We start from the raw sequence: 26,730 nt of genomic DNA on the forward strand, positions 1-26,730 counted from the left end.
CGTGATGGCCGCAGCGGCCCGCTGGCCGGAGCCCTCACCCATGTTGTGGACACGGTCGCTCACGGCGCCTTTCTGAACAGCTTCCACCCTTGTGCCTCGGATTTCCGCCCGCAAGGTAGAAGGGAGACCGGCCATGGTCAATCGAGGACAGGAACCGTCGATACCCCGCACTTCACCGGCCCCGCGCCTCACCGGCCATCCGGGGAACCAGGCGGCGGGGTCGGACGGAGCGACCCACGGAAGGCACCGGGGGTCGTGCCGGTGTGGCGGGTGAAGAACTTGCCGAAGTTGGTGGATTCCGGGAAGCCCAACCGACGGGCGATGGCCGCCACTGGCTCGTCGGTGTGCGCGAGCAGCCGCTGGGCCTCCAGGGCGACCCGGCCGTCGATGACGTGCTTGACGGGCTGCCCGGTCGCGGCCATACACGCACGGGTCAGGGTCTTCACCGTGTAGCCGAGACGTTCGGCGTAACCGGCGGCACGGCGAGTGGTGGCGTAGGAGCGTTCCAGCTCGGCGCGGAAGCGTGCGTAGACCTCCCCGCCGGCGCGCGGGTCATCCTGCTCGCCGTGGTACGGCAGCCGATCGATGTGCGCCAGGGCAGCGGCGAGGAGGTGCCGGAGCATATCCGGTGACACCGCCTCGTCGGGACGGTCGTACTCCGCCCGCATCTGGCCCATGAGTGCTGCCAGTACGGCGTAGTCGGCACTCGTGCCGAGCTGCCGGCACACGGGGCCGTACCACTCGTCGACCAGTCGGTCGACGCTGTCCAAGCGGGGCAGGAAGGAGGGGGTGAACAACACGTGCGTGCCGTTGGTCGTGCCCGGCCGAACGTAGCGCTGCACCTGCCCCGGGCGCACCCAGACCAGCGTCCCTGGGCGGCAGGGATAGGTCACGAAGTCGACCGCGTGTTCTCCGCTGCCCTCCGTGATCAGCGAGAGGGTGTGGAAATCGACCCGGTGCACCCCGTCGGGGTCCCTCCGGGCCCGCCGACGATGCAGCGTGGCCAGGTCGATGATCTCGAAACCGGGGACCCGCTCCACGGGCGGATTGAAGTCAAGGCGAACGATGGCGTCGCTCTGGGAAGGGTCGGCCTCGCCGAGCTCTGCTGGGGCCATCACGCTCTCCCGGATGTCCTCGATTCACCATGCCGGATCTCCAGCGTATCTCGCCCACCTGCGGCTTTGCCGTGAGACTTGAGGACATCGAGGCAGCGGCAGGCCGCCTCCACCACAAGGGGAACTTCCGATGTTCGGCACGGTCACGGTCCTCGACACCACGGGAGGGTCTCCACCAGCTCAGCCGTTGTAGTGGTGGCCGGCAGGCTGACAAGCCGAGACGCGATGCCCGCCTTCGCGCAACGCGCCCGCTTCATCCGTACGTACCTCACCGAAGCCGGATCTTCACCCACCAGCACCGTTGCCAGGCAAGGCGTCACACCGACACGCCGCGCAAGCTCTGCCGCCTTGCCTGATGTCTCCTCGACGATGCGTCGGGCATCCGCGCCGCACCCGGCGCCGACAGCCGATCGCTGATCCTGCGGTCAGGACCGGGCTGCTGGTGCCGCAGCGCGGGCCCGGTGCTCGCGGATCTCGTCATGGTGGTCGGCGGCCCAGCCGATCAGGGATGTCACGATCTCGTGGAGGCCGCGCCCCAACGGGGTGAGGGAGTACTCGACGCGCGGTGGAACCTCCGCGTATGCGGTGCGGGTGATCAGACCGTCCTCGTGGAGCTGGCGGAGCGTGAGGGTGAGCATCCGCTGGGAGATTCCGGGGACCTGGCGCTGCAGGTCGGTGTAGCGCAGCGGGCCGGCCTCCACCACCGCGATGAGCAGCAGGCTCCACTTGTCGCCGACGCGGTCGAGGACCTGCCGGATGAACTCCATGTGCTCGGCGGGGATGCGGGCACAGGGCCCCACCGCCGCCGCGCCGCCCGAACTGCCGGTGACCTCCATGACGCACATTCCTCTCCGGCACGAACAGCAATGTGCCTTTTGTATCGACTTCCATACTGGCCCATCATGGCGCTACGAACAAAACGTAGGAGTCAAGCGCAGGCATGGGAGGCGCGTCATGAAGATCGAGGTCTGGGCCGAGGTCACCTGCCCCTGGTGCGGACTGGGCAGCCACCGTCTGGACCGGGCTGTGGAGCGGTTCGAGCACGGCAATGAGGTGGAGGTCGTCCACCACTCGTTCCCGCTGAGCAGCTCCTTCCCCGTGGATGGGACGTTCAGCGTCCGTGACGCGCTGCTGCGCCGGCACGGCATGGGCGGCTCCCAGGCCGAGGCGTCCACGCGTCGGATCGAGGCGCTGGCCGAGGCCGAGGGACTCCGCCCCTACAGGGTGCTGGACAACCTGGTCGGCAACACCGACCTGGCGCACGAGTTCCTCGCCCACGCCTCGGCCGAGGGCAAGAACCGCGAAGCCTGGGACGCGATCTTCCGCGCCTACTTCGGCCAGGCCCGCCCCGTCTTCAGCATGGACGACCTGCTCGACCTGGGCCAGGAGATCGCGCTGGACCGCGAGGGCACCCGCCGGGCGCTCACCGAGCACCGCTACCAGCGGCAGGTCCGCGACGATGCCGCCCGCGCCCAGCGCCTGGGCGCCACCGGCGCGCCCTTCATCGTCGTCGACGGCACGTACGGCATCCCCGGGGCCCAGGACAGCGACGGCCTTCTCGACGTGCTGCGCACGGCCTGGAACGAGTCGCACCCGCTCACCCTCGGCACCGACGGCGACGCTCCGGTCTGCGGCCCCGACAGCTGCGCCGTACCGGCCCGCAGCTGATCTCCACCGGTCGCTCCCCGACCCACCCTTGATCGATTTGAAAGGCTGAATTCTGCATGTCCTACCTGTGCCGAGCACCCCCGAGCAGGCGAAGGCCCTGGCGGTCCAGGACGAGCTGATCGAGGAATTCCCCGGCGCCCCCCAAGCACGGCATGGACCACCTGGTGCCGGCGCTGGAAACCGCCCTGGGCCACCCGACCAACCTCGGCCTCGACCTGACGACGGTCCTGCCCGAACTGACCATGGCCCCGTACGTGCCGATGATGGCTCCGCTGCTTTCGATGCACGAGGCGTCCATGACCAAGGCGCACGACGAGGCCCGCCGCCTGGGTTCTGCCCTGGCCGGCCGGCCGCTTGATCCACCCCTGAACTGCCCGAAAGGCGTTTGATCACCATGAGTAACCTCCTGGTCCTCGGCGGCAACGGTCGCACCGGCGCCCACGTGCTGGAGTACGCGGCCCAGCGCGGCCACCACGTCCGCGCCCTCGTCCGCAACCCCGACAAGGTGCAGGCACCGGCCGGTGTCGAGCTGATTCAGGGCACCCCTGCGAACATCGAAGACATCCGCCGGGCCGCCGAAGGCACCGAGGGGGTGATCAGCGTGCTGGCCAACGCCCGCGCCTCCGACAACCCGTGGGCCAAGCCGGTCAGCCCGCCGATGTTCATGACCGACGCCGCCCGCCGCACGCTCACCGTCATGGGCGAACAGGGCATACCCCGCATCGTGCTGACGTCTACGCAGGGCGCGGGTGACGACTGGGCCCGGCTCAACCCGCTGGTCAAGGCGTTCATCAAGCTGTCGAACATCAAGGCAGGCTTCGAGGACCACACCGGCGTCGACCGGGTCGTCCGCGCCTCGTCCGGCATCGACTGGACCCTGGCCCGTGCCGTCGCCCTCACCGACAAGCCGATGAGCGGCCCTCCGCGCGCCGCCGTGGCCGGCACCGAGAAGCCGGGGACGCGGATCAACCGCGCCGATCTCGCCCGCTTCCTCCTCGACACGCTGGAGAAGGACACCTGGATCCGCAAGGCCCCCCTCGTCTGGAACACACGAGGATGACCCGCCCCGTGATCCACACCCACCTCATGCGCCACAGCTTTCCGACCTCAAGCGCGCCGTCCGTCGACGGCGACGCCGGAATGGAGTGACGTGACAACACATGACACGCCCCGCACCGACATCGCGTTCAACAAGCGCCTGCGCGTCGTGTTCGACGATCTTCAGAAGGCGTTCGGGGACGTGGCGCTCAGGCACGGCATCACGCACGAGGAGCTGGGCCAGGCCATCACCTACGTGCAGAAGCTGGTCGGGTCAGGGGACTTCCTGCTGGCGACGACCCTGCTCGTCGCCAATCGCCCGATCGAGGTCAGTTACGGCAGGGCCTACGCCCACCCCGAGAAGGACGGCGCCTCCACGTGGATGGCGACCGGGCCCGCCTACGTGCCCGGGGCACCCACTACTGGGGTGGTTCCGCCCGCACGTGGGACCTCGTCGTCGACCGCCTCCCGGGCCGCGACGTGCTCACGATCGACTTCCGAGGGTGGAGCCGGTCGAGCGGTCTGTCCGGCCCCTACACGCTCGGTCAGCTCGCCGACGACACGCTCGCCGTACTCGCCGACGCGGGCGTCACCGACCACGTCCTCGTCGGGCATTCGATGGGGGGGCAAGGTCGCGCAACTGGTCGCGGCAACCCGGCCCGCCGGCCTGCGCGGCATCGTCCTCGTCGGCTCCGGCCCGGCGAAGCCCGCCGCACAGATCACTCCCGAGTACCAGGAAGCCCTTTCCCACGCCTACGACTCCGACGAGTCCGTAGCCGGGGCACGGGACCACATCCTCACCGCGACCGAGCTGCCCGCGTCGATCAAGGCACAGGTCGCGACCGATTCGCGAGCCGGCGTCGACGCCGGCCGCACCGAGTGGCCGCTACGCGGTATCGCGGAGGACATCACCGAGCACACCCGCATGGTCAGCGTTCCCACCCTCGTCGTCGCCGGAGAGAACGACCAGGTCGAGCCCGTCGACGTGCTCCGCGACAACCTTGTGCCCTACCTCTCCCAGGCCGAGTTCACGGTGATACCGACCACCGGTCACCTGATCCCGCTGGAAGCTCCGGCCGACCTCGTCGACGCCATCACGGCCTTCACACCAGCGTCGACACCCCCTAGCTGGCACCGTTATCACCGTGCGTAGCCTGATCCGCCAGGCACGGACGACCCACCGGTGGAACGAACGCCCGAACCGTCGCCCATGAGCACACCTCATTGCGCGGCCCCTGAGTGAGCCGATGACGCCCTGACGGTTGGTTCGGCCGGGTCCCACGGTTAGCCTGTGCGCCTCGCCGTACCAGTGGCCGTGCTGGTCCACCGCTCCAAGGAAGACCTCGTGACGAATCCCCAGGACCCGCAGGACCCTCAGGACGCGCCCGGCGGTACCGGCTCGGTGGCGCCGCCGCCTCCCGGCTGCCCCGCCCGCGGCGGCCCTTCACCGTTGTACGGGCCGCGATTTCTGCGCAATCCGACCGAGAGCTACCAGCGGATGAGGCACGACCACGGGCAGGTCGCCCCGGTTCTGCTCGAGGCCGACATCCCCGCCTGGCTCGTCCTCGGCTACCGCGAGACGCGGCAGATCCTCGGTGACACCCAGACCTACGGCCGTGACCCCCGCCGCTGGAACCGCTGGGACGAGGTTCCGTCCGACTGGCCCCTCATGCCCTGGGTGGCCTACAGCCCCATGCTCCATTTCACGGAGGGGGACGAGCACCGGCGGCGCTCGGCGGCCGTCAGCGAAGCTCTCTCCATCATCGATCACTTCGAGTTGCGTGCGCACTGCGAGCGCTTCGCCGACAGTCTGATCGACCAGTTCGCCGGCAGCGGCAAGGCGGACCTGGTGTTCGACTACGTCTACTCGGTGCCCGCCCTCGCCATCGGCATGATGTTCGGCGTGCCCGAGGACCAGCTCGACGACCTGGCGCGGGCCCTGACGGCAAGCCTTGACTCCAACGAGGACCCCATCCCGGCCCAGCAGCGGGCCGCCGGGATAGTGGCGCGGCTGGTGACGGCCAAGCGTGATGCGCCGGGCCTGGACGTCACCTCGCGGTTCATCCAGAACTCCCCGGACCTCACCGACGAGCAGTTGGTCGGAGACATCATGGTGGCGATGGTCGCGGGTTTTCCCGCCACGTCGTACTGGATCGGCACCACCGTCCGGCTGATGCTCACCGACACCCGGTTCGCCGTGACCCTCGCGGGCGGCCGAAGGAGTATCGGCGAGGCCATGACCGAGGTGCTGTGGGCGGAGTCCCCCGTCCCGAACATCATCGGGCGCTTCGCCACTCGGGACACCATGCTCGGAGGCCAGCGCATCCGCGCCGGTGACCTCCTCGTCCTCAGCCTCGCCGCCGCGAACACGGACCCGCTGCTGTGGGCCGACACCACGGCGGGGTTCGCCGGGAACAACGCGTATCTGTCCTTCACCGGCGGCGACTACGGATGCCCGGCGGGCGCGCCCGACCTGGCCAAGACCATCGCGGAGACGGCGATCGAGGTGCTGCTCGACCGGGTTCCGGATCTGACCCTGGCGGTCGAGCCCGAGGAGCTCGAGTGGGTCGACTCCCTGTGGTGCCGAGCCCCGTCCAGCCTTCCCGTCACCTTCACCCCCACGCACCTCAACGCGGGCTAGCGGGAGTCCAGTTCGGCCCACATGGTCGTGCCGATGGGCCTGCGCACCATCCGTGTCCTGGCCGAGGGGTCCAGCGCCGACTGACGCGCAGGGGGCGAGATCCGTTTGACTAGCATCGGCGCATGCCCTTACGTCGTAGCCATGACAAGCTCGCGGATCTGCCGCGCGATCCGCGAGCCGACACGTACCCGATGCCGCCCGTTCCCTACGGCTGGTACGCCGTGCTCCGCAGCGGCGAGCTGCGGCCGGGCAGGCTCGTCAGCCTGCACTACTTCGGGCGTGCCCTCATCGCCTTCCGCGGAGCGGACGGTCAGGCGGGCGTGCGTGACGCCCACTGCCCGCACTACGGCGCGCATCTGGGCGTCGGCGGGAAGGTCGTCGGGGGCACCGTGGAGTGCCCGTTCCACGGGTGGCGGTTCGGGACGGACGGCCGGTGCACCCACGCCCCGTTCGCGGCCCGCACCCCCAAGGTGGCCATCGGCGGATTCCCGGTCCGCGAGCACAGCGGGCTGATCTTCGTCTACCACGGCCCGACCGCGCCCTCGTGGGAGGTGCCGGACATCCCGGAGACGCATGCCGGGGACTTCGCCTCGCCGATCGACGACGTGTGCCGCGCGCGCATCCACATCCAGGAGATGCGCGAGAACATCGTGGACGAGTCCCACTTCCACTTCATCCACGGCCAGAGCGAACCCCCGGTCCAGGACCTGCGGCCGGACGGCCCCTTCGCGGAGGTCCGCGGCCGGATCCACCGGCGCGTGCTCGGCCGGGACATCAACAACACCTTCGATGTGTCCATGTACGGACCGGGCGTCATGGTGGTGCGCGTCCTCGGGCCCGTCCTCTCGGTCACCGCCGTCGCCCTCACCACCCCCATCGACGACCGTACGAGCGAGATGCGGATGCTGTACTACATCCGCAAGCCGACTCGACTGCCGTTCCTGGCACCGCTGCTCAAGCTGGTCTTCCGGGCGGAAGCCCTGGGCGAGGTGCGCGAGGAGGTCCGGATCTGGGATCACAAGATCCACCAGCCGCGCCCCGTCCTGCTCCCGCACGAGAAGGGCATCAGGGCGCTGCGCCGCTGGTACGCCCAGTTCTATCCGTCCGACGCCTGACGGGAGTCGAGTTCCGCCCACACGGTCTTGCCCACGGGGTGGCGCGGCCGTGTGCCCCAGCGGTCGGCGAGCGCGGCCACCAGCAGCAGGCCGCGACCTGACTCGCTGTCCGGCCCCGGGGCCGGACCGAGGACGGGCAGCTTCTCGCCACGGGTGTCGGCCACCTCGACGCGGAGGGTGCCGTGGGCTTCGTCCAGGGTCAGGGCGAGCCGGAAGTCCCGGCCCTGGACGCGCCCGTGGATCGCCGCGTTGGCGGCCAGCTCGGCGACGATGCGCTCGGCGCGTTCGGTGACGGCGGGTGACACCGGCCAGCTGCGGAGCTGTCCCACGGCGAGCAACCGGGCGAGGCGGGCCCCACGCCGCGTGGAGGACAAGCGTTGGGCAAAGGTGCGGGTCGTGGCGGGGAGTTGGGGTGTGCTTGCGTTCATGCGGACAACGGTTGCGGGTGCGCGCGGCGACTCGCCAGCGACGCGCGGCGTACGGAGGGTCAGCGTACGGGCACTTTCGGTGGACAGTACGGTGTCGGGTCCGTCACCCTGAGTGAGTCGAGCGCGGGGGCCCTCGCACAACGTACGCACCTGGAGGTGGCCGCGTATGACGATTGATGACGCCTGTGTGGCGGGAGATGGCGACTGGGGACGGGAGCCCGACCCTTCGGACAGTCTGCGGACGTTCGGCGCCGTACTCCAGGCCCTGCGGGAACACGCGGGTCTGAGCCGGGCCGAGTTCGGGGAGCTGGTCCGGTTCTCGAAGCACACCGTGGAGTCGGTGGAGCTGGGACGGCGGATGCCGGAGGAGGCGTTCGTGGAGCGGTCCGAGGAGGTGTTGGGCAACACGGGCGCCTTGCGGAGGTCGGCCAGGTTCCTGTCGCGGGGCGAACCGGGGTTCGCGGCGTGGTTCCGCCGGTGGGCGGGGCTTGAGCGGAAGGCGGTGAGCCTGTGCACGTATGAGTGCCGGTTGGTTCCGGGGTTGTTGCAGCCCGAGGGGTACATGCGGGCCCTCTGCGACGAGGACATCCCGCCGCTGGCAGACGAAGAGCTGGAGGCGAGGGTCACCGCTCGCATGGCACGACAGCGGCTGCTCTATGAGAGGCCGAACACCACGTTTGACTTCGTCGTCGAGGAATCCGTCTTCATGCGCCGCCTCGGCGGAGTCGAGGTGACCCGCGAACTGCTCGACCACATCCTTGAGCTCGTCTCCCTGCGCAACGTGACGCTTCAGATCATGCCTGCGAACACCGAACAGCACGCGTGCGTTGCGGGGGCTGTGCGGCTGTTGGAGACCCCGGATGGACGGCGCTTCGCCTATTCCGAGGGCCAGCAGAACGGCCGCCTGATTGCCGACCCGAAAGAGGTGTGCCACATCCAGATGCGCTATGCGAGACTGCGCTCGCAGGCCCTCTCCCCGAAGGACTCCACGGGCCTGCTGAAGCGGATGCGAGGAACCTTATGAGCATGCCTGAACTCGACTGGTTCAAGTCCAGCTACAGCAGTGCCCAGGGCGACGACTGCGTGGAGGTAGCCGTGTCCGAGGAGGCCGTTCACGTGCGGGACTCCAAGGACACGACCCGTCCCCACCTCGCCGTCACCCCCGACGGCTGGGCGCGCTTCGTGCGGTTCGCCGCGGGCGGCTGAGCCAACGCGGAGGGGCTCAGCCCGGCCGCATCAGCAACCGGCAGGCGGGGTCGCCGTTGCGCAGGCACGCGGTCGCGCAGTTGCGGGTGAGTTCGACGCCCAGCCCCTCCGACCAGCCCGCGTGGATGTCCGTGCACGGGCAGTCGTAGCCGTCCAGCGAACCGGCCATCCGGACCATCGCCACGGCGAAGTTCTGCCGCATGGTCAGTTCGATCTCGCCGTCCGGGAGCACCGCCGTGCCGCCGTCGCGCAGTTCGCTCGGGAACATCCACTCGGAGCACGCCTCGTACCGGCAGCGCAGTTCTTCGAGGTCGGCGGCCGGTTTTCCGCCGTGCAGGCGGGCGATGCGCTTGCCCGCCTGCACGGCCACGTAGCGCAGCGCCTCGGCGTTGATCTCGTTGGCCGCCGCGTGTCCGAACCGCTTCGCCACGCCCTGGTACCAGCGGGCGTCGTGCAGCCACCACTGGCGGTACACATCCATCGGCCGGGGGCCGGTGGTCATCGGGCCTGCCCGTCCAGCTCGCCGCCCGCCAGGCGGGCCCGGAAGCGTTCGCGCATCTCCCGTTTCAGCACCTTGCCGGTGGCGCCCTTCACCACGTCGTTGGCGTCCATCCGGAGCGCCCCGGTGAGCGGCGGGAAGCCCTCGGCGGTGAGCACGCCATTGACCCTGGCGGTCCAGTCCGTGTCGTCCGTGGCCGCCGCGTCCGGGCGCACCTGGAGCAGGACGTACGCGTCGGCCGTTCCGTCGCCGTCCCAGTCGGCACGCACGCCCTCGGGGGCGACGGCCACCACCGTGCAGTCGTCGAGGCCGGGCAGCTCGCGCAGCAGCAGCTCCTCGGTGCGGGTGCTGAACACCAGGCCCGCGGCGGTGCGGACGGCGTCGGGGACGCGGTCGAGGTGGTAGAAGTTGCCGTCCTCGTCGCGGTAGGCGAGGTCGCCGGTGAGCCAGTAGCCGCCGAGCCGCAGCCGGTGGAACGTCAGCGAGTCGTTCCAGTAGCCGGGGGTGAGAGTGGGGGAGCGGACACCGAGGCGGCCCACCTCGCCGGGTGGCAGCGGGCGGCCGTCTTCGGAGAGCACCGCGGCCTCGGCGAAGCTCATCGGTTTGCCCACGCAGCGGGAGTAGGACGAGCGGCCGGGCTTGTGTCCGTTGTGGAAGAGCGAGTAGCCGGTTTCGGAGGAGCCGAGCCCGTCGGTGAAGACGGAGCCTTGGACCCGGCAGCGCTTGAGGTCAGGGCCGATCGTGTCATGGCTGCCCTGCGCGATGAGCGCCTTGATGTGGGTTTCGTGTGCCGCGTCGCCGGTGTTGTACCAGGCCTCGACGTCGGCCAGATCGCGTACGGCGAGGTCCTGGGCCGCCATCTCCCCGTACGTCCCGGCGAACGCGAACACCGTGGTGGGGCGGAACGATTCCATCGCGTCCAGGACGTCCACGCCGCGCTGGCTGGACAGCAGCAGGACGGGCGAGCGCAGCAGGAAGCCGAACAGCATGACCGAGATGGACGCGTTGTGCGAACCGGGCATCGCGACCAGCAGCCTGCCCATCGCGGAGCCGACCGACAGCTTCAGCCGGTGCAACTGCGCGTACAGCAGCGTCTCGTGGGTGTGCGGGACGGCCTTGGGCATGCCGGTGGTGCCGGAGGAGTGGGAAATGATGATCGGGTCGGTGGCGTGGTGGGCGTACGGGTACGACGCCGGGAGCGGGCCGCGGGCCGTGTCCGCGCGGATGTCGGCCGCGGTGGCGCAGAAGGCGAGGCCCAGTTCGTCCTGGTGGGGAGCCAGGACGGGGCGGTGGGCCTGATCGGTGAGGGCGCCCACCGCGCCCTGGCGGCGCACGTACTCGCGGGCGATCTCGGGGCGGAGGTTGCCGTTGACGAAGGAGGGGATCGCGCCGAGGGAGGTGAGCGCGAGGAAGTTGATGGCGAACTCCGTGCTGGAGTACGTCTGGATCGCCACCGGATCGCGGGGCCGCACGCCGTGCGCGTGGTACCAGCGTGCGTAGATCTCGACAGCCTCGTGCAGTTCGCCCAGGGTCAGCACCTCGGGGTGGGTGCCGTCCGGGGCCTGCCAGGTGGTGTCGGTCCACAGCGCCTGTTCGCCGAGCGGTCTGCCGTACGCCTTCAGCCGGTGGATCACGTTCCCGGCACCCAAAGCGGCGTCCTGGCTGATCCGCGCGCGTTCTTCCTTGGTGATCATGGGCGGTCGGTTCCTTGGATTCGGGCGGCCAGCTCGACCAGGCCGCGGAGGGTGCCGTACTCGGTGGACGGGGTGCCGCACGGGGGACGGGGGTGCGGGTGCGGGTCGTCGCGGTCGATCACGAGGGCCACGGCCCGGTCTTCGGCGGGCGGGCCGATGGTGCGCAGCTCGCGGTAGGCGGCCGTGGTGCGCCCGGTGCCGGCCAGCTCGACACCGATGAGCACGACCCGGTGCAACTCCTCATCACAGAGGAGGAGTTCGGCAGTGGACAGCAGCTCCCCGGCCAGGTCCGCCACGGTGGACAGGCACAGCAGGGGCCCGGTGATGGCGAAGTCCCGGCTGAGCTGGCCGAGGATGGCGTTGGCGGTGCTCTGCATGAACAGCAGCGGGTTGTGCACCTGCCCGGCGACGAGCCGACGGCTGCCGAGGTCGAGGGTGGTGGCATCGCCCATGGTGCTGGCCAGGACCATCGCGGTCCGGGAGCCGTCGCCGGGGTGGGCGGTCAGGCATCGCTCGACGGCCTGGTGCACGAGCGGGTTGAAGGCGGACTCCACGAAACCGGCGACGGGCGGCGCGGCCGGACCGGCCATCGCGGCGATCACGCGCGCTCCACGATCAGCGCGGTGTTGGCACCGCCGAACGCGGCGTTGACGGTGAGCGCCCGCCGGATGTCGGCCTTGTGGGGCCGGTTCGGTACGTAGTCGAGGTCGCAGGCCGGATCCGGTTCGGTGAACCCGGCGGTGGGCGGCAGGACCCCGTCCCGCAGCGCGAGCAGGGTGATGACGAGTTCCACCACTCCGGATGCCTCCAGCAGATGTCCCGTCGTGCTCTTCGTGGAACTGACCGGCACGTGGGGCGCGTCCGCGCCGAAGAGCGTGCGCAGCCCGCGCGTCTCGGCGGGGTCGTTGGACTTGGTCGCGGTGCCGTGCGCGTTCACATAGTCGACGCGCGGCCCGCCCGCCCGCCGCAGGGCCCGCCGTGCGGCGGTGACCAGCCCGGTGCCCTCGGGGTGCGGGCGCGCGATGTGATGGGCGTCGGAGGCGGCACCCCAGCCGGTCACCGCGCCGAGCACACGCGCGCCCCTGCGCCGGGCGTTCCCGGCCGATTCGAGGACGACGGCGGCGGCCCCGTCGCCGAGCAGCAGCCCGCTGCGGTCGGCGCAGAACGGCCGTACCGCCCCGTCGCGGGAGAGGGCGAACCCCGACCCGAACTTGGCCAGGTTCTCCTCCTCCACGAGGTACGCCCCGGCGCAGATCACGACGTCGGCCCGGCCGGAGGCGATGAGCTGACACCCGTGCGCGGTGGCGCTGGCCGAGGCGACGCAGGCGTTGGTGAACGCCAGCCGGGTGCCGCGCACCCCGAGCGCGTCCCCGAGCGCCGCGGCCTGCCACCCGGGCACGGTCTCGACGGCGCGGTCGGCCACGGGGGCGGGGTCGGCCTCGACGGCGCGGTCGGGGGCGCCGGGTGCGGTGCGCCAGAAGTCGGTCAGGGCGGTGAAGTCGCCCGCGGTGCCCACCAGGACCGCCGCCTCCGCGTCCCTCGGCAGTCCCGCCATCGCCACCGCCGCCCCGGCCACGTCGGCCAGCACCTCGCGCAGCGGGACGGCCCCGCCCCACGTCGCGGCCAGATCCGTACGGTATGGGCCGGTGTCGAAGCGGGTGATCGGGGCGAACGCGGGGTTCCCGTCGAACACGCCCTCCCGCAGCGCGTCGGCCCCGGTGCCGAAGGCCGTCCGTACCCCGAAGCCGGTCAGCAGCACCTCATGGGTCATGGGCGGTCCACCAGGTGGTGATCGTTGAGGTAGGCGGTGATGCGCCGTACCGAGGTGAACTCGGCGAGGAACGCCTCGGCCGGTTCGATCTCCAGCCCGTAGCGCAGCTCCAGTTGGTGCAGGAACCACACCAGGCCCAGTGAGTCCAGCGCCAGGTCGGCGTCGTCGTCCAGATCGGGCGGCAGGGCTGCGAAGATCTTGGGGTCGGACAGCAGCTCCCGCACCACGTCGGTGGTGATAGCCGCGGTCATGCGGTGGCGCCCCGCTTGATCACGTCGTCCACCAGGTCGCCGAGGTTCATCGCGCCGACCGGTTCGAAATCGGTGTCCGGGAACTTCACGCCGAACCGGCGCTCGATCCGCAGGACCAGCTCGATCAGGCTCAGCGAGTCGATGTCGATGCCGCCGGTGCCCAGGGGGCTGTCGTCGGTGATCTCGTCCGTGTCGAGCGGGTGGTTCATGTCCTCGCTGATCGTGCTGAGCACGAACTGACGGATCTCCTTCTCCAATGCCGTCTCCATGGTGCGCAACCTTTCTTTCGGCAGCGGTGATGTGAGGTCAGTGGCCGGGGGAGCGGGCGAGCAGGGCCTCGCGGCGGCGGATGAGCTTGCCGTTGGAGGTGCGGGGCAGGTCCGGGAGGACCTGGATGACGCGCGGCACCTTGTAGTCGGCCAGCCGGTCCCGGCACCAGCGCAGCAGCTCCCCGGCCGAGGGGCCGTCCGGTGCGGTGGACACGTACGCCTCGGTGGTACCGGCGTGCACGACCACGGCCCCGCTGACCCCGGGGTGGTGGCGCAGCACGTCCTCCACCTCGGTCAGATCGACCTTGAGGCCGCCGATGACCACCAACGAGTCACCGCGGCCCAGCAGCCGCACGGCTCCGGTGGGGTCCAGCTCGGCCCGGTCGCGGGTGTGCAGCCAGCCGTCGGCGTAGCGGCCGCCGCCGGAGGCGTGCAGATACGGGGAGCCGTCCGGCAGCCAGACGTCCAGCTCGCCCTCGTGGACGCGTAGGAGCACACCGGGGGCGGCGCGTCCGACGGTGGGGCGGGAGGCGCCGCTGACCTCCATCGCGATGACGCCCGTCTCGGTGGTTCCGTACGATTCGCCGACTCCGATGCCGAAGCGGTCGGCGAACCGCGCCGCCGTTTCCGGGGGCATGATCTCGCCGCCGGACACGGCGGCGCGCAAGGCGGGGAGTGGGGGCAACTCCCTTGCGGTGGCCAGCAGTTCGTAGTGGAACGGGGTGCCGAATATCGCGTGCACATCGTGGCGCCCGGCCGCTGTGAGGATGTCCTTGGCGGACACCCGGCGGGCGAACACGGCCGCGGCGCCCGCGACCAGGGAGTGCAGCACCCCGGCGATCAGCCCGAAGCTGTGCGCGGTGGAACTGAGCAGCAGCACCCGCTCGCCCAGGGTGGGCATGCCCTCGATCCGGGTGAACCGCTCGATCTCGGTGGCCAGGGAGGCCGGGGTCCGCCCGATCACCTTGGGCAGCCCGGTGGAGCCCGAGCTGAACTGCACCAGCCGGTGGCCGGTCGCCGCGGCCCGGCCGTCCGGGCAGCGGGAGGTGACCACCTCGTAGCGGGGTTCGAACCGCAGCGGTGCGCGCCCCGCCGTACCCGCGGCGACCAGGAACTGCGGATGGCACAGCGCGCGCAACGCGTCCACTTCGGACTGTTTGAGCCGGTGGTCGACGAGCATCACCTGGGCGCCCAGCCGCCACAGCGCGAGCAGCACCTCGATCTGGGTGAAGCTCGGCGGTATCCGCAGCATGACCGTGGTGCCCTCGCCGATGCCGTACCCGGCGAACACGTCCGCCTCGGCGGCCGCGGCGGCGCGTACCTCGGCGCGGGTCACCGGGTGGTCGCCGTGGGCGAGGCAGGGCAGTTCGCCGGGGTGGGCGTCGAACAGCGTCTCGACGAGCGTCCGCATGCCGATGTCGCCGCCGTGGATGCCGCTCATCACTGTTCCCGGCAGAACTCGCCGATGGGGAAGCCCACATGGCGCTGGTCCGTGGCCAGATAGCCGAGCAGTTCGTCGCCGGGCCGCAGCTCGGTGACGTTGTGGACCTTTGCGCCGGGCCCGAGCACCCGTACGTGCCAGTCGTCCTGGACGGTCAGGCTCACCTCGACGCCCTCGGGGGAGCGCGCGGTGATGGTCAGCAGCGGCCGGGACTCCAGCTTGGCACGGCCGATGAGGACCGGCCGGGTGCGCCCCTCGGCGTTGACGGCGAGGGTGGTGCGGCCCGCGCGCAGCTCGCTCAGGTAGTTGGTGCGGTTGTCCGGACCGAGGACGTAGGAGTGCAGGGCGCCCGCGTTGACCCGGAAGGGGCGGGTCGGCATGTACGGCAGCGGATGGGTCTCGCTGCAGCACAGGATGAAGCCGGTCGAGTACGAGCCGACGAGGATGCCCTCGTCCTCGGCGAAGTGGCTGCAGGTGTCCACGCACACCCGGTCGCCGAGGCCGTGGTGCTCGATGCCCTCGACGGTCAGCGTGGTCAGGTCCAGCGGTTCCGTACCGGCTTCCAGCAGCCGGGCCAGCGCGAACACCTCGCCCGCGGTCGAGGGTGCCAGCAGGACGCCGTCCGAACCGCGTTCCAGCACGTCGAGGACGGTGGCGGCCTCTTCCAGGTCCGCGCAGACGGTGATCAGCTCGCCCTCGGAGCGGTCCGCGGCGGCGAGCACGATCTCCAGCGGGATCTTCGTCGGGTCGGCGAAGCGGACCACGGTGAACGGCAGCGTGACGGCGGCGGCGCACGCCAGCCGCAGCGACGGTTCGTCGTGGACGTCGACCCAGCCCGCGACGACCCGGTCCGCGGTGTCGGAGTCGAGGCCGTACAGCTGCTTCTCGTCGGTCACCGGTGTGGTGGTGACGCCGGTGATGGTCGGGGGCAGGGCCTTGAGGACGGCTTCGTCGTCGCAGAGCACACCCCGCGTCCGGGTGTGGACGGCGGCGTCCACGACGGCCTCCAGCTGGTCCTGCGGCACGGTTCTGAGGTCGATCCAGGCGAACTTCATGCGGCACCTGTCGCAATCGTCGGGGGATGGGGGGCCGTTCCGGTGTCGATGCCGTCGACCGCGTGGACGACGGCCGCGAGCCGCTTCACCAGCGAGGCGGGGGAGGGGGAGGAGAAGATCCGGCGGCCGACCGCGAGGCCACGGCAGCCGGCGAGCATCAGCGACGTCCCGTGGCCGATCAGGTCCGTACCGTCGGGCGGGCCGCCCGCGGCGAGGACCGGCAGCGGGCAGCTGTCCACCACCTCGGCCATCCGGTCCAGCGGCAGCGCGACCGACGTCTTCACCAGGTCGGCGCCGAGGTCCGCGGCGATGTTGACGGCGTGGGCGAGCAGCGCCGGGTCGTGCGGATCGGCGATCCGGGGGCCCCGCGGGTAGATCATCGCGAGCAGCGGCATGTTCCACGTGTCGCACGAGGCCGCCACGGTCCCCAGGTCGGTGAGTTGCCGGTGTTCGGTGTCCGAGCCGAGGTTCACGTGCACGCTCACCGCGTCCGCGCCCAGCCGCACCGCCTCTTCCACCTCGCCGACGAGCACCTTCGCGTCGGCGTCGGCCTGGTACACGGTTCCGGCGCTCAGGTGCACCACCAGCGCGCAGTGGCGCAGGATGCCCGGGGCGATCGCGCGCGCCCGGCCCTTGTGGACGACCACCGCGTCCGCGCCGCCGTCCACCAGCGCGCTCAGCAGCCCGTTCCAGCGGGCCTGGGGCACCACCGGCCCGTCGGACACGCTGTGGTCGAGCGGGACGAAGAGGTATCTGCCGTCCCCCACCGCGGACAGCCTCCGCATCCGGAGTGACTTACCCAAATCGGTCATGTGCCGGGAACACCTCTTCCAACGGGTGGACGGTGCTTCGGGGGTTCTTGGGGGTGCTGCGGGATTGCCGGGCCAGAATGGCACGCCCGTACGAGGGCGAGCCGATAGCGAATCTCCATCACTCCGCGGTTATGCGGCTCTGAGAAACCTCTGAGACTGCTGTGGCAGGCTGCCCGACGGCTCTGCGCAAGAACCGGACCCGGAACAGCGTTTTCGAGGAGGCCGGCTTGACCGCCTTGACCCACCCGGTACACATCGCGATCGCCTGTCACGGCGGACGCGGGCACACCGCACGGCTGGGGGAGGCCGTACGCACCGGAGCGAGCCGGGCCCCGGACACCAAGGTCACCCTCATCCGGGTCGACCGGATCACCGACGAGGACTGGGGTGTGCTCGACGACGCCCACGCGATCGTCTTCGGCGCGCCCACGTACATGGGCACCGCCTCCGCCGCGTTCCACACCTTCGCCGAGGCCGGCGCCCGGCGCTGGCTCGCCCGCCGCTGGCAGGACAAGGTGGCGGCGGGCTTCACCAACTCCGGCTCCATGGCCGGGGACAAGGCGGGCACCCTCGGCTACTTCGCCACCCTCGCCGCCCAGCACGGCATGCTCTGGGTCAGCCTCGGCCTGGCCCCCGGCTGGAACTCCAGCCGCGGCAGCGCATCCGACCCCAACCGGCTCGGCTTCTTCCAGGGCGCGGGCGCACAGTCCCCGGTGGACGACCGGTCGGGCACCGTGCACCCGTCCGACCTCGCCACCGCCGAACACCTCGGCCGGCGCGTCGCGGAGGTCACCCGGACCGTCGTCGCGGGGAGAGAAGCGCTGACGCCGTGAGGCAGTGGTGGGCCGTGGCCGTGGCGGTCCTGGCGCAGACGCTGGTCCTGCTGGACAACACGGTCCTCAACGTGGCGATGGAAACCCTCGCCGACCCGGTACGCGGCCTCGGCGCCGACTCCGCGGAGCTGGCCTGGGCCAACGCCTCGTACTCGCTGGTGTTCGCCGCGGGCAGCTTCGCCGGTGGCGCCCTCGCCGACCGCTACGGGCCGCGCCGCACCCTGACCGCCGGGCTGCTGCTCCTGGCCGCCGCCTCCGCGCTGGCCGCGTTCGCGCCCGGCGCCACCGAACTCGTCGTCACCCGGGGGTTCATGGGCGCGGGCGGGGCGCTCATCACCCCGGCCACCCTCGCCATCGTCACCCGTGGCACCGCGCCCGCCCACCGCACCCGCGCCATCGCGGTGTGGGCCTCCGCGGGCGGCGCGGCCGTCGCGGCCGGGCCCGTGGTGGGCGGTGCGCTGCTCGCCCAGTTCTGGTGGGGGTCGGTGTTCCTCGTCAACCTGCCGGTGGTGGCCGTATGCCTGGCCGGGGTGGCGCTGCTGGTGCCAGAGCTGCGCTACGCCGAGCGCCGGGTGCTCGACCCGGCGGCGCTGCTGCTCTCCGTACTGGGGCTTGGCCTGGTGGTGTACGGCGTCATCCAGGGCGGCCGGCCGTCCGGCTGGGCGAGCCCGGCCGCGCTGCTGCCGCTGGTGGCCGGGCTCGCGCTGCTGGCGGTGTTCGTACGGGCGCAGAGCGGCCGGGAGGCGCCGGGGTTCGACGTGCGGCTGTTCACCGAGCCGCGCTTCGCGGGCGGCAGCGTGACCCTGCTGCTGCTCTTCTTCGGCCTGGCCGGGCAGCTCTTCTACTGCGCCTTCTATCTGCAGGGGGTGCACGGCCTGTCGGCGCCGGCCGCCGGAGTGGTGATGGCCGCCGCGGCGGGGGGCATCGTCCTCGGCAACCAGATCTCCCCGGGGCTGGCCCGGTGGCTCACCGTGCGGTGGTGCGCGGTCGCCGGGATCCTCCTTTCCAGCGCCACCTTCGGCGCGTACGTGTTCTTCGGCGCGGACACCCCGGTGGCCTCGATCGCCGTGGTGCTGTTCGTCCAGGGCGCCGGTATCGGGCTGGTGGTGGCGCCGATGACGGCGGAGATGATGGCCGTCCTGCCCGCGCGGTACACCGGCGCGGGCGCGGCCATCAGCGCCGCCACCCGGCCCGTGGGCAGCACCCTCGGGGTCGCGGTGCTCGGCTCGGTGCTCGCCACGTCCTATCGCGGCGGGATCCGGCCCGCGCTCGACGGGCTGGCCCCCGGCCCCCGGGGCCGGGCGCTGGACTCCGCGGAGGCCACCCGGGCGGTGGCCGCGACGCTGAACCGGCCCGAACTCCGCGCCGCCGCCGACCGGGCCTATCTGCACGCCCTCCACGTCACCGCCACGTGGACGGCGCTGCTGTCCCTGGCCGGTGCCGTACTCGTCATCGGCTATTTCCGGCCACGACCATCACCGACGGAGGCAGGAAGTGGATATGGGTCTGCGCCACCTGCGGATCGTGCTCACCGTGGCTGAATCCGGCAGTATCAGCCGCGCTGCCGCCACGCTGAACATCGCGCAATCCGGGCTCTCCACCCAACTCCGGCGTATCGAGCAGGAGTTGGGCGGGCCGCTCTTCCGCCGCCGTCCGCAGGGCGTCGTGCCGACCGAGCTGGGCGTCCATGTGGTGGGCCGGGCCCGGGAGTTGCTGGACGCGTTCGGCGATCTGATCGCCACGGCCCGTACGCTCGCCCGGCCCGCCGAACCACCGCGGGCCGTCGCGCTGGGCGGCGTGGACAACCCCTGGGTGCCGCTGATCGCCGCGCTCATCCGGGAGCGGCTGCCGCACCACGAACAGCTGACGTATCTGGAGCCCTCCTCCCAGGCCGTGCTGGAGCTGCTGCGCATGGAGAAGATCGCGCTCGCGGTCATCAGCGAGTTCCCGGACGTCGGCCCGCCCGCGGTCCGCGAGTTCACCGTACGAGACCTCGGCACCGAACCCGTGCTGATCGGCCTGGCCCCCGGCCACCGGCTGGCCCACCGGCAGCTGATCCCCCTGGAGGAGCTGGCCGAGGAGATCTGGGTCGCGCCCGGAGACCGGTCGGACGGCCTGGGCCTCAGCCTGCGGATCGCCTGCGAGCGGGCCGGGTTCACCCCGCGGTTCCGCTACTTCGGCGCCGACCAGACCACCGCGGCGGCCATCGTCGGCGTCGGGAACGCGGTCGGCGTTTTCGCCGCCCCGGGCGACCGCTGCCCGGGCATCGCCCTGAAACGGCTGGCCAACGGGCGGCTGTGGCGCCGGACCCGGCTGGTGTGGCCGGCGGGTTCGCCACTGGCGGAGCTGGCCGAGGACATCGACGCGGGCGCGCTCGACTGGTGCCGCCCGCGCGTCTCATGACCGCCGGACGGCGAGGTGTCCGGGCGTGCGGTCAGCGCCCGTGGCCGCCCGGCTGCCGGGCCACGACGGACAGGCACGCGGCGATCGACCGCTGCCGTGGGATCGCGTCGCCGGTCGCATCGTCCATCGTGCCGCCCGCCGGCGCCGCCGGAAGCTCGACGGTGAACAGCGCGCCGTGTCCCGGGCGTCCACCGGCGGTGATCCGTCCCCGATGGCTTTCGACCACTTCCCGGGCCAGCGCCAGACCGAGCCCGAACCGCCTGCCCCGCCCGGCCGTCCCCCGGGCGAACCGCTCGAAGAGGCGATCGGCCGCCTCCGGCGCGATCCCCACCCCGGTGTCGCGTACGGACAGCGACACGACCCCGGGGCGCGGGGCGTCCACGGACACCACGACCTCCCCGCCGGGCGGGGTGTGCCCCATCGCGTTGTCGACCAGCGCGGCGATCACCCGTCGCAGCGCGGGGGCGGTGCCCATCACCACGTGCCGCCCCGGCCCCTGCCGCATCCGCACGGTCAGCCCCATCGACTGGGCCCGGGCGTCCTCGGCGGCCACCGCCTCCTCGGCGAGCGCGGCGAGGTCGACCGGATCGTACGACCCCGGCGACTGGGACAGCCGCGCGGACAGCAGCAGGTCGTCGATGACGTCACCGAGCTGCCGGGTCCCGGTCACCAGGCGCTGGAGGTCGGCGGTCAGCGCTTGCGGGCGCTCCGAACCGGAGCGCCGGGCCAGCAGCTGGGCGCGGGTGTGCAACTGGGTCAGGGGGGTGCGCAGTTCGTGGCTGGCGTCCGCGACGAACCGCCGCTGCCGGTCCAGCGCCTCGGACAGCGGCGTCATCGCCCGCCGCGCGAGCCTGCCGCTCGCCACGGCGACGAGCAGCAGACCGATCGACTCGGCCGTCGCGAAGGCGAGCAGCAGGTGCTTTCGGTCCGCCCGCTGGAACCGTTCGCCGTACGCCGCCTGCACGACCTCGTGGCCGCGCCGCGCGGTGCGCACCGTGTACTGCTCGCCACCGCGCTCCACCCGCTCCAGCACCCAGGGAGCGCCCGCCCGGACCGCCTTCAGGCTGGACGTCACGGGGAGGCCGTCCGGGATGCCGCGGGTGCTGCGGAGCACTCCGTCCCGCTCCACGGTGATCCACATGCAGACCGGCGGGCTGTCGACGGTGTTGTGCCGGATGCCCCACTGCGTCTCGCGCTCGGCGTCGGCGCGCTGGGCGAACAGCACGACGGAGTACACGATGGCCACGACCAGCAGCATGATCACCGACATCACCAGCGAGATGCGCAGGGTGATCGACCACTGGGCGGAGGCGAGCCGCCGCTGCTCGGGGCCGGGGGCCGGGCGGCGCGGGAGGCGGACCGGAAGGGAGATCACAGCGAGCCCATCTGGTAGCCGCGCCCCCGCACGGTGCGGACGACGTCACGGCCCAGTTTCCGCCGCAGGTAGTAGACATAGGTGTCGACGATGGACTCCGCCGAGGTGTCGGGGAACACGCGCTCGCGCAGGTGCGAGCGGTCGTGCACCCGCTTGGGGCCGTCGGCGAGCGCGTGCAGCAGACCGAACTCGCGCAGGGACAGCTCGATCCGGCTGCCGTCGGCGAGGCGGACCTCGTGGCGCCGCAGGTCCAGCTGCCCGTCCCCGTCGCCGAGCGGCAGGACTTCGGCGTCCGCGAGGTCGCGCCGGTGCAACGCCCGCACCCTGGCCAGCAGTTCATCCACTTCGAACGGCTTGACCAGGTAGTCGTCCGCGCCGGAGTCGAGGCCGGTGACCCGATCCCCCAGCTCGCCCAGCGCGGTCAGCACCAGGACCCGGGTGGTGACACCGACCCGCCGTAATCGTTTCACCAGGTCCAGGCCGTCGATACCGGGCAGCATCCGGTCGATGACCATCACCTGATGCCGCCGGCCGAGGCCGAGATGGAGCCCCCGGTGGCCGTCGTACGCCACCTCGACGTCATAGCCCTCTGAGACGAACAATTCGGCCAGCATGTCTGCGGTCTCCCGGTCGTCCTCGACCAGTAACAGCCGTGTCTGATCCGCAGTCGACCGTTGTGTATCGGCTGGGTAGATCATTCGCTCATCTTGGCAGCCCGGCTCCGGGGGCGGTGCGTACTATCTCGGCCGACCGCTCGGCGCCGGCGGGGTAGGGGGGTGTCGTGTGGATCATGCCGGGCTCCCGACGCCCGGCACGGCACCTCGCGGCCCCGCGCTCGTCGCACGCAGCGCCGCTGCGCTCTCCTCACGCGGGTTGCGAGCTACCACCAGACGCCGCTCGCTGATCCGGCCTGATCCACACGACACCCCCTAGGCGACCGGGAGGCGGTCGTACGTCGTGAAGGTGTAGTACGCGGTGTACGTGACCACGCTTTCACCGGAGGCGGCGGGCAGGGCGAAACGGTGGTTGAGCGCCCGGCCGAGGGGACCGCAGCCGGTGGCCGCGGGCGTGGTGAAGGTGTCGTCGTGCGCGGGGAAGCGGACCAGCGGCGGGTCCTGGGACAGCCAGGTGCTCGGCGCGTCCTTGGTGAGGCGGAGCTTCACCGGTTGCCCGTCCGTGCCGATGGAGCACGCCCGGTCGAGGAGCGGGGAGGCCAGCCGGAACGTCAGATCGACGGCGCCGCTGGTGAGGAAGTCGGCGTACCCCCCGTACTCGGCCCGGACGGACAGCCCCGGCGAGCCCGGCACCGGTGTCGGCTCGGCGCGTACGGAGCCGAAGACCTGGCCGAACGTGCCGTCGGGCAGCGGGCCCTCGGCGTGGACGAGCGTGATGGGCTTGATGTCGGGGAGGTCGATCCCGCCGAGCTTGATCCGCCCGTACGCGGCCGACACCTCGCAGCGCCACTTCGCGCGGTCGGCGCCCGCGGGCAGGTCCTTGGGGCAGTCGGCGTAGGCGGGGGCGAGCGACTCCGGGGTGGGGACCGGCACGGTGGCGGCGCCGGGCCGGACCGAGGCGCCGGGCTGGGCGAAGGCCGGGGCTTGGACGGCGGCGGTCACAGTGAGGGCGGCGGCCGCGGCCCCGACTCCGGTCGCGAGGCGGCCACGGCGGAGTGCGGTCACGATTCTCTTCATGCCCTCGACCCTGGCCGCTCCCGGCCGCCCCAGCCCATGCGGAAGTTCCCTGACGGGCCCCGGAGAACACCCTGACGCGATGTCAGGGGCAGGCATCTGGAGCCGGACTCCGAGGGTGAGCGGCCGGCCGGTCAGCCGGTCGGTTCCGCGTCGCGGGCCAGGAGGGCGGCCTGGACGCGGTTGGTGACCTCCAACGCGGCCAGGATGCGGCTGACGTGAGCCTTGACGGTGCTCTCCCGCATGGCGAGGCGGGTGGCGATGTCCGCGTTGGTGTCGCCTCGGGCGAGCAGGGTCAGCACCTCCCGCTCCCGGGGAGTGAGCCGGTCCAGCCGGGCCCGGGCGGCGGTGGCCTTCGGCCGGGTGGTGGCGTGGTAGCGGTCGATGAGGCGGCGGGCCGCCGTGGGGTGGAGCATGGCCGAACCGGCGGCCACCAAGTGGACGGCGCGCAGGATCTCGGCCGGGTCGGTGTCCTTGAGCAGAAAGCCGTCCGCCCCGGCGGCGAGGGCGTTGTAGACGTATTCGTCGAGGTCGAAGGTGGTCAGGGTGATCACCCTCGGGGGGTGGGGCAGGGCCCGCAGCCGGGTGGTGGCGGTGATGCCGTCCATGCGGGGCATGCGTACGTCGACGAGGGCGACGTCGACGCGGTGTGCGGTGGCCTGCTCGACGGCCTGGAGACCGTCGGCGGCCTGGGCGACGACCTCGATGTCCTGGTCGCCTTCGAGGAGGTCGGCCAGGCCGAGGCGGACCAGGGCGTCATCGTCGACGATCATGGCGCGGATCATGTGCGGGTGCCGTTCTGCTCGGTGCCGTTCTGTCCGTGGTCGATCTGTTCAGGGTCGTTCTGCCCGGGGTCGTTGTTCTCGGCGCCCATCGGGTGGGTGCCGGTCGGGTGGGGGATGCGGGCGGCCAGCCGCCAGGTCCCCGACCCGGCGGGCCCGGCGTCCAGGTGGCCGCCGAGGGCGGTGACCCGTTCGCGCAGACCGACGAGCCCGTAGCCGGAGTCGACGGCGCTGCCCGTGCCGGGCGTACCGGGTGCGTTGGTGACCTCGACCAGCGTGGCGGGCGGCCGGTAGCCGACGCGTACGGCCACCTCGGCGCCGTCGGCGTGCTTGCGGGCGTTGGTCAGCGCCTCCTGGACGATGCGGTACACGGCCAGCCGGTGGGTGGTGGGAGCCCGCTCGGGTGGGCCGTCGGCCGTCAGCTCGACGCGCTGCCCGGCGGCGCGGGCCTCGTCGGCCAGCTCCGTCACGTCCCGCACCGCGGGTGCGAGCGCGTCATGCGCCGGAGCGGAGTCGGGGTCGCGCAGGGCGCCGAGTACGTCGCGCAGGTCGGCCAGCGCCTCGGCGGACGCCGTGCGCAGCAGGCCCAGACGCGTCGCCACCGGCACGGGCAGCGTGTCGCCCTTGGTGGCCAGGACGCCGGTGTGCAGGGCGATCAGGCTCAGCCGGTGGGCCAGCACGTCGTGCATCTCCGCGGCGATGCGGGACCGCTCCGCGGCCCGGGCCGCCTCTTCGCGCAGCCGCGACTCCACCCGCAGATGGTCGACCCGGGCGGCCAGCGCGGCGACCAGACGCCGCCGGTTGCCCAGCCACAGGCCACCGACCACGACCAGCAGCAGGAACACGACGGAGCCGTACTGCTGCGGCGTCCACAGCGACGTCGCGGGCCGGGTGACCAGGTTGGCGCCCAGCGCGGTGGCGATACACGCCAGCGCCACCCGGGCCCGGCGGTGCGCGGCCAGGTCGAACAACGCGACGAGCAGCAGCGGCAGCACGGGCCACCCCCACCACGACGTGGCCGCGGTGATCAGGAGCGGGGCGACCTGCCAGGGAAACCGGCGCACGAGCAGCGCCACCGCGCACAGCAGGGCGGCCACGGGCGCGGGGGCCAGATAGCCGCCCTCGCTGACCGACGCGCCGTTCTGCACGGCGATCGAGCCCAGCGCCACCACCAGCACGGCCCGTCCGTACACGGCCCGTCCCGGGCCCTCTCGCCAGCTCACCGGGCAATCGTAGGCACGCCGCCGCGCCCGCCCGTCCGACCTTCTGCTACGCCGACCCCCTACTTTCGTAGGAAGCGGCCGTCGCACAACGACGGATCCGGTCCGGTGCGCGGATTTCTAGCGTCGTTCACCATGAACGACTGGACCACCTCCCACGACCGTGTCCTGGCGCAGCGCCGCGCCGAGGGCTGGATGTTCCTCATCGAGGCGGCCCGCGACATGCGGACCACCGGCGCGGTCGCCCCCAGCGGCAAGGCCCTCGCCCGCGCCCTGACCGAGCCCCTGCGGGCCGGGGCTCCCCGCCCGCTGGCCGTCCTGGAAGCGGGCGCCGGAACCGGCGCGGTCACCCGCACCCTGATACCCCTGCTGTCCCGGAGCAGCCGCCTGGACATCGTCGAGGCCAATCCGCGGTTCGCCGCGCGCCTGCGCCACCTCGTCGCCGCCCACCCCCACCTGGCCGGCCCGCCCCGGCAGGTGGCCGTGCACCAGACGTACGTCGAGCACCTGGACACCGGCCGACGCTACGACGTGATCGTCTCCGGGCTTCCGCTGACCAACTTCACCCCCGCGCAGGTCGACCGCATCATGGCCCGGTACCTGGAGATGCTGCACCCCGGCGGCATCCTGACCTACTTCGCCTACGTCGGCACCCGCGGGGCCCGTGCCCTGACCGCGTCACGGGCCGAGGCCCGCCGGCACGCCGAGGTGCACGAGGTCATGGCCGGCTACCAGCGCGGGTACGCCACCGGCCGCTGGACGGTGTGGGCCAATCTGCCCCCGGCCCACGTCTGGCACCTGCGACGCCCCCTCGACGCCCCTCGCGACCAGGAGCTTCCCCGGGACATGGCCCGTCGGTGAACGCGCTGTCCGGCCTCCTCGGCCACCTTCCGACCGGCGCGGCCTACCCGGTGGTGGCCCTGGCCGTGCTGGCCGAGTCGATCCTGCTGATCGGCGCCTTCGTCCCCACGTTCACGCTGCTGCTGACCGCCGGAGCGCTGGCCCGCGCGGGCCACATCAGCCTCCTCGCCGTCATGGCGACCGCGGCCGGGGCCGTCGTCGCGGGCGACTTCCTCGCCCACCGCACCGGCGCGCTCCTGGGCGGCCGGCTGCGGACAGGCCGCATCGGGCGAAGAGTCCCCGACACGGCCTGGCGGCGCGCCGAGGCGCTGATGGCCCGCCACGGCGGCCGGGCCGTCTTCCTGGCCCGCTTCCTGCCCGTGGTCCGCACCCTCGCCCCGCACTTCGCGGGCGCCACCCACCTGCCCTACCACCGCATCGCTCCCTACAGCGCCACCGCCGCCTGCCTGTGGGCCCTCGCCGAAGCGGGCGCCGGATACGCCGCAGCCACCGTGGCGGCCGGTCCCGGGCTGCGGGCCCCCCCGGGCCGGCTGGAGGGACCGGCCCCCCCGCCCGGCCCCGCCCC

29 protein-coding genes and 2 pseudogenes are annotated in these 26,730 nt (G+C 72.1%); 13 read left to right on the forward strand and 18 right to left on the reverse strand.

The genetic code is table 11. The annotated features are described in order from the left end of the window. Positions 1–188 precede the first annotated feature (188 nt). From ABZ562_RS22130 to ABZ562_RS22140, 3 genes and pseudogenes are all read right to left on the reverse strand, one after another. A complete protein-coding gene (locus tag ABZ562_RS22130) occupies positions 189–1,115 on the reverse strand; it encodes a helix-turn-helix transcriptional regulator (RefSeq protein WP_361482280.1) in 927 nt (308 codons plus the stop codon). Positions 1,116–1,279: 164 nt separating this feature from the next. Next, a pseudogene (locus ABZ562_RS22135) lies at positions 1,280–1,486 on the reverse strand (tetrahydrofolate dehydrogenase/cyclohydrolase catalytic domain-containing protein); the annotation flags it as partial. A 54-nt stretch (positions 1,487–1,540) separates the two neighbouring features. Then, complete coding sequence (locus ABZ562_RS22140) at positions 1,541–1,951, reverse strand: helix-turn-helix domain-containing protein (protein WP_360564559.1); 411 nt, start codon at positions 1,949–1,951, stop codon at positions 1,541–1,543. 118 nt (positions 1,952–2,069) lie between these two features. On the opposite strand from ABZ562_RS22140, the gene ABZ562_RS22145 reads away from it, so the two are divergent. The 6 genes and pseudogenes from ABZ562_RS22145 (at position 2,070) to ABZ562_RS22170 (ending at position 7,577) form a co-directional block, all read left to right on the forward strand. Continuing rightward, positions 2,070–2,783, forward strand: coding sequence for a DsbA family oxidoreductase (locus tag ABZ562_RS22145; protein WP_361482283.1), 714 nt, complete (start codon positions 2,070–2,072; stop codon positions 2,781–2,783). A gap of 152 nt (positions 2,784–2,935) precedes the next feature. Next, positions 2,936–3,172, forward strand: coding sequence for a hypothetical protein (locus ABZ562_RS22150; RefSeq protein WP_361482286.1), 237 nt, complete (start codon positions 2,936–2,938; stop codon positions 3,170–3,172). A gap of 5 nt (positions 3,173–3,177) precedes the next feature. After that, entirely contained in the window at positions 3,178–3,843 is a 666-nt protein-coding gene (locus tag ABZ562_RS22155) for an NAD(P)H-binding protein (protein WP_361482289.1), read from the forward strand. A 356-nt stretch (positions 3,844–4,199) separates the two neighbouring features. Beyond that, a pseudogene (locus ABZ562_RS22160) lies at positions 4,200–4,974 on the forward strand (alpha/beta hydrolase). Positions 4,975–5,166: 192 nt separating this feature from the next. Next, positions 5,167–6,462: a cytochrome P450 gene (locus ABZ562_RS22165; protein WP_361482292.1), complete on the forward strand. Its 1,296-nt coding sequence runs from the start codon at positions 5,167–5,169 to the stop codon at positions 6,460–6,462. Between the two features lie 122 nt (positions 6,463–6,584). After that, a complete protein-coding gene (locus ABZ562_RS22170) occupies positions 6,585–7,577 on the forward strand; it encodes a Rieske 2Fe-2S domain-containing protein (RefSeq protein ID WP_361482295.1) in 993 nt (330 codons plus the stop codon). On the opposite strand, the gene ABZ562_RS22175 is transcribed toward ABZ562_RS22170, so the two are convergent. Beyond that, the gene (locus tag ABZ562_RS22175; protein ID WP_361482298.1) at positions 7,559–8,005 is read right to left on the reverse strand and encodes an ATP-binding protein; all 447 of its coding nucleotides are present in this window, start codon (positions 8,003–8,005) and stop codon (positions 7,559–7,561) included. The genes ABZ562_RS22170 and ABZ562_RS22175 overlap by 19 nt on opposite strands. A 166-nt stretch (positions 8,006–8,171) precedes the next feature. Between ABZ562_RS22175 and ABZ562_RS22180 the strand changes: the two genes are divergently transcribed. Both ABZ562_RS22180 and ABZ562_RS22185 read left to right on the forward strand, forming a co-directional pair. Further along, entirely contained in the window at positions 8,172–9,029 is an 858-nt protein-coding gene (locus ABZ562_RS22180; protein ID WP_361482301.1) for a helix-turn-helix transcriptional regulator, read from the forward strand. Further along, entirely contained in the window at positions 9,026–9,211 is a 186-nt protein-coding gene (locus ABZ562_RS22185; RefSeq protein WP_361482304.1) for a DUF397 domain-containing protein, read from the forward strand. The genes ABZ562_RS22180 and ABZ562_RS22185 overlap by 4 nt, the downstream gene beginning before the upstream one ends. A 16-nt stretch (positions 9,212–9,227) precedes the next feature. Here the strand turns inward: ABZ562_RS22185 and ABZ562_RS22190 are convergent, their stop codons facing one another. From ABZ562_RS22190 to ABZ562_RS22230, 9 genes are read right to left on the reverse strand one after another with little or no spacing between them, the layout of a single operon-like run. Continuing rightward, positions 9,228–9,713 carry a hypothetical protein gene (locus ABZ562_RS22190; RefSeq protein WP_361482307.1) on the reverse strand — a complete coding sequence of 162 codons (486 nt, stop codon included), beginning with the start codon at positions 9,711–9,713 and terminating at the stop codon, positions 9,228–9,230. Beyond that, positions 9,710–11,404, reverse strand: a complete 1,695-nt coding sequence (locus ABZ562_RS22195) for a class I adenylate-forming enzyme family protein (protein WP_361482309.1) — start codon at positions 11,402–11,404, stop codon at positions 9,710–9,712. The genes ABZ562_RS22190 and ABZ562_RS22195 overlap by 4 nt, the downstream gene beginning before the upstream one ends. After that, on the reverse strand, positions 11,401–12,006 hold the full coding sequence (locus ABZ562_RS22200) for a hypothetical protein (RefSeq protein ID WP_361482312.1): 606 nt from the start codon (positions 12,004–12,006) through the stop codon (positions 11,401–11,403). Before ABZ562_RS22200 ends, ABZ562_RS22195 begins: the two co-directional genes overlap by 4 nt. Further along, a complete protein-coding gene (locus tag ABZ562_RS22205; RefSeq protein WP_361482315.1) occupies positions 12,003–13,175 on the reverse strand; it encodes a beta-ketoacyl-[acyl-carrier-protein] synthase family protein in 1,173 nt (390 codons plus the stop codon). The genes ABZ562_RS22200 and ABZ562_RS22205 overlap by 4 nt, the downstream gene beginning before the upstream one ends. Then, positions 13,172–13,426 carry a phosphopantetheine-binding protein gene (locus tag ABZ562_RS22210; protein ID WP_361482318.1) on the reverse strand — a complete coding sequence of 85 codons (255 nt, stop codon included), beginning with the start codon at positions 13,424–13,426 and terminating at the stop codon, positions 13,172–13,174. The genes ABZ562_RS22205 and ABZ562_RS22210 overlap by 4 nt, the downstream gene beginning before the upstream one ends. Continuing rightward, positions 13,423–13,695, reverse strand: a complete 273-nt coding sequence (locus ABZ562_RS22215) for an acyl carrier protein (RefSeq protein ID WP_361482321.1) — start codon at positions 13,693–13,695, stop codon at positions 13,423–13,425. Before ABZ562_RS22215 ends, ABZ562_RS22210 begins: the two co-directional genes overlap by 4 nt. A gap of 37 nt (positions 13,696–13,732) precedes the next feature. Next, the gene (locus ABZ562_RS22220; protein ID WP_361482325.1) at positions 13,733–15,136 is read right to left on the reverse strand and encodes a fatty acid--CoA ligase family protein; all 1,404 of its coding nucleotides are present in this window, start codon (positions 15,134–15,136) and stop codon (positions 13,733–13,735) included. Further along, positions 15,136–16,191: a 3-dehydroquinate synthase II gene (locus ABZ562_RS22225; RefSeq protein ID WP_361482328.1), complete on the reverse strand. Its 1,056-nt coding sequence runs from the start codon at positions 16,189–16,191 to the stop codon at positions 15,136–15,138. Before ABZ562_RS22225 ends, ABZ562_RS22220 begins: the two co-directional genes overlap by 1 nt. Further along, positions 16,188–17,003, reverse strand: coding sequence for a 2-amino-3,7-dideoxy-D-threo-hept-6-ulosonate synthase (locus ABZ562_RS22230; RefSeq protein ID WP_361482331.1), 816 nt, complete (start codon positions 17,001–17,003; stop codon positions 16,188–16,190). Before ABZ562_RS22230 ends, ABZ562_RS22225 begins: the two co-directional genes overlap by 4 nt. A gap of 236 nt (positions 17,004–17,239) precedes the next feature. Here ABZ562_RS22230 and ABZ562_RS22235 point away from each other — a divergent pair, with 236 nt between their 5' ends. The 3 genes from ABZ562_RS22235 to ABZ562_RS22245 are packed head-to-tail and all read left to right on the forward strand — an operon-like array spanning position 17,240 to position 20,239. Next, entirely contained in the window at positions 17,240–17,836 is a 597-nt protein-coding gene (locus tag ABZ562_RS22235; protein ID WP_361482376.1) for a flavodoxin family protein, read from the forward strand. Next, positions 17,833–19,377 carry an MFS transporter gene (locus ABZ562_RS22240; RefSeq protein ID WP_361482334.1) on the forward strand — a complete coding sequence of 515 codons (1,545 nt, stop codon included), beginning with the start codon at positions 17,833–17,835 and terminating at the stop codon, positions 19,375–19,377. The genes ABZ562_RS22235 and ABZ562_RS22240 overlap by 4 nt, the downstream gene beginning before the upstream one ends. Continuing rightward, entirely contained in the window at positions 19,337–20,239 is a 903-nt protein-coding gene (locus tag ABZ562_RS22245) for a LysR family transcriptional regulator (RefSeq protein WP_361482337.1), read from the forward strand. The genes ABZ562_RS22240 and ABZ562_RS22245 overlap by 41 nt, the downstream gene beginning before the upstream one ends. Before the next feature lie 31 nt (positions 20,240–20,270). On the opposite strand, the gene ABZ562_RS22250 is transcribed toward ABZ562_RS22245, so the two are convergent. From ABZ562_RS22250 to ABZ562_RS22270, 5 genes are all read right to left on the reverse strand, one after another. Continuing rightward, entirely contained in the window at positions 20,271–21,614 is a 1,344-nt protein-coding gene (locus ABZ562_RS22250) for a HAMP domain-containing sensor histidine kinase (protein WP_361482340.1), read from the reverse strand. Next, complete coding sequence (locus ABZ562_RS22255) at positions 21,611–22,312, reverse strand: response regulator transcription factor (protein ID WP_361482343.1); 702 nt, start codon at positions 22,310–22,312, stop codon at positions 21,611–21,613. Before ABZ562_RS22255 ends, ABZ562_RS22250 begins: the two co-directional genes overlap by 4 nt. A gap of 231 nt (positions 22,313–22,543) precedes the next feature. After that, complete coding sequence (locus ABZ562_RS22260; protein WP_361482346.1) at positions 22,544–23,305, reverse strand: hypothetical protein; 762 nt, start codon at positions 23,303–23,305, stop codon at positions 22,544–22,546. A 131-nt stretch (positions 23,306–23,436) separates the two neighbouring features. Further along, on the reverse strand, positions 23,437–24,087 hold the full coding sequence (locus tag ABZ562_RS22265) for a response regulator transcription factor (protein WP_361482349.1): 651 nt from the start codon (positions 24,085–24,087) through the stop codon (positions 23,437–23,439). Beyond that, a complete protein-coding gene (locus ABZ562_RS22270) occupies positions 24,084–25,307 on the reverse strand; it encodes a histidine kinase (protein ID WP_361482352.1) in 1,224 nt (407 codons plus the stop codon). The genes ABZ562_RS22265 and ABZ562_RS22270 overlap by 4 nt, the downstream gene beginning before the upstream one ends. 132 nt (positions 25,308–25,439) lie before the next feature. On the opposite strand from ABZ562_RS22270, the gene ABZ562_RS22275 reads away from it, so the two are divergent. Beyond that, positions 25,440–26,165 (forward strand): methyltransferase domain-containing protein, encoded by a 726-nt coding sequence (locus ABZ562_RS22275; protein ID WP_361482355.1) that lies wholly within the window; start codon positions 25,440–25,442, stop codon positions 26,163–26,165. Continuing rightward, positions 26,162–26,730 (forward strand): VTT domain-containing protein (locus ABZ562_RS22280; protein ID WP_361482358.1); only part of this gene is annotated, 569 nt, incomplete at its 3' end. The genes ABZ562_RS22275 and ABZ562_RS22280, both read left to right, overlap by 4 nt.

Origin of the sequence: Streptomyces sp. NPDC019937 (genome assembly GCF_040631655.1) — a bacterium.
GTDB lineage: Bacteria > Actinomycetota > Actinomycetes > Streptomycetales > Streptomycetaceae > Streptomyces.

Bases quoted from the DNA above. Each gene is read 5' to 3' on its own strand.
- ABZ562_RS22170 (WP_361482295.1), top strand. From the start codon at position 6,585: ATGCCCTTACGTCGTAGCCATGACAAGCTCGCGGATCTGCCGCGCGAT.
- ABZ562_RS22195 (WP_361482309.1), bottom strand. From the start codon at position 11,404: ATGATCACCAAGGAAGAACGCGCGCGGATCAGCCAGGACGCCGCTTTG.
- ABZ562_RS22265 (WP_361482349.1), bottom strand. From the start codon at position 24,087: ATGATCCGCGCCATGATCGTCGACGATGACGCCCTGGTCCGCCTCGGC.
- ABZ562_RS22230 (WP_361482331.1), bottom strand. From the start codon at position 17,003: ATGACCGATTTGGGTAAGTCACTCCGGATGCGGAGGCTGTCCGCGGTG.
- ABZ562_RS22215 (WP_361482321.1), bottom strand. From the start codon at position 13,695: ATGGAGACGGCATTGGAGAAGGAGATCCGTCAGTTCGTGCTCAGCACG.
- ABZ562_RS22155 (WP_361482289.1), top strand. From the start codon at position 3,178: ATGAGTAACCTCCTGGTCCTCGGCGGCAACGGTCGCACCGGCGCCCAC.
- ABZ562_RS22210 (WP_361482318.1), bottom strand. From the start codon at position 13,426: ATGACCGCGGCTATCACCACCGACGTGGTGCGGGAGCTGCTGTCCGAC.
- ABZ562_RS22245 (WP_361482337.1), top strand. From the start codon at position 19,337: ATGGGTCTGCGCCACCTGCGGATCGTGCTCACCGTGGCTGAATCCGGC.
- ABZ562_RS22150 (WP_361482286.1), top strand. From the start codon at position 2,936: ATGGACCACCTGGTGCCGGCGCTGGAAACCGCCCTGGGCCACCCGACC.
- ABZ562_RS22130 (WP_361482280.1), bottom strand. From the start codon at position 1,115: ATGGCCCCAGCAGAGCTCGGCGAGGCCGACCCTTCCCAGAGCGACGCC.
- ABZ562_RS22205 (WP_361482315.1), bottom strand. From the start codon at position 13,175: ATGACCCATGAGGTGCTGCTGACCGGCTTCGGGGTACGGACGGCCTTC.
- ABZ562_RS22255 (WP_361482343.1), bottom strand. From the start codon at position 22,312: ATGATCTACCCAGCCGATACACAACGGTCGACTGCGGATCAGACACGG.
- ABZ562_RS22225 (WP_361482328.1), bottom strand. From the start codon at position 16,191: ATGAAGTTCGCCTGGATCGACCTCAGAACCGTGCCGCAGGACCAGCTG.
- ABZ562_RS22175 (WP_361482298.1), bottom strand. From the start codon at position 8,005: ATGAACGCAAGCACACCCCAACTCCCCGCCACGACCCGCACCTTTGCC.
- ABZ562_RS22140 (WP_360564559.1), bottom strand. From the start codon at position 1,951: ATGGAGGTCACCGGCAGTTCGGGCGGCGCGGCGGCGGTGGGGCCCTGT.
- ABZ562_RS22145 (WP_361482283.1), top strand. From the start codon at position 2,070: ATGAAGATCGAGGTCTGGGCCGAGGTCACCTGCCCCTGGTGCGGACTG.
- ABZ562_RS22185 (WP_361482304.1), top strand. From the start codon at position 9,026: ATGAGCATGCCTGAACTCGACTGGTTCAAGTCCAGCTACAGCAGTGCC.
- ABZ562_RS22190 (WP_361482307.1), bottom strand. From the start codon at position 9,713: ATGACCACCGGCCCCCGGCCGATGGATGTGTACCGCCAGTGGTGGCTG.
- ABZ562_RS22220 (WP_361482325.1), bottom strand. From the start codon at position 15,136: ATGAGCGGCATCCACGGCGGCGACATCGGCATGCGGACGCTCGTCGAG.
- ABZ562_RS22275 (WP_361482355.1), top strand. From the start codon at position 25,440: ATGAACGACTGGACCACCTCCCACGACCGTGTCCTGGCGCAGCGCCGC.
- ABZ562_RS22260 (WP_361482346.1), bottom strand. From the start codon at position 23,305: ATGAAGAGAATCGTGACCGCACTCCGCCGTGGCCGCCTCGCGACCGGA.
- ABZ562_RS22180 (WP_361482301.1), top strand. From the start codon at position 8,172: ATGACGATTGATGACGCCTGTGTGGCGGGAGATGGCGACTGGGGACGG.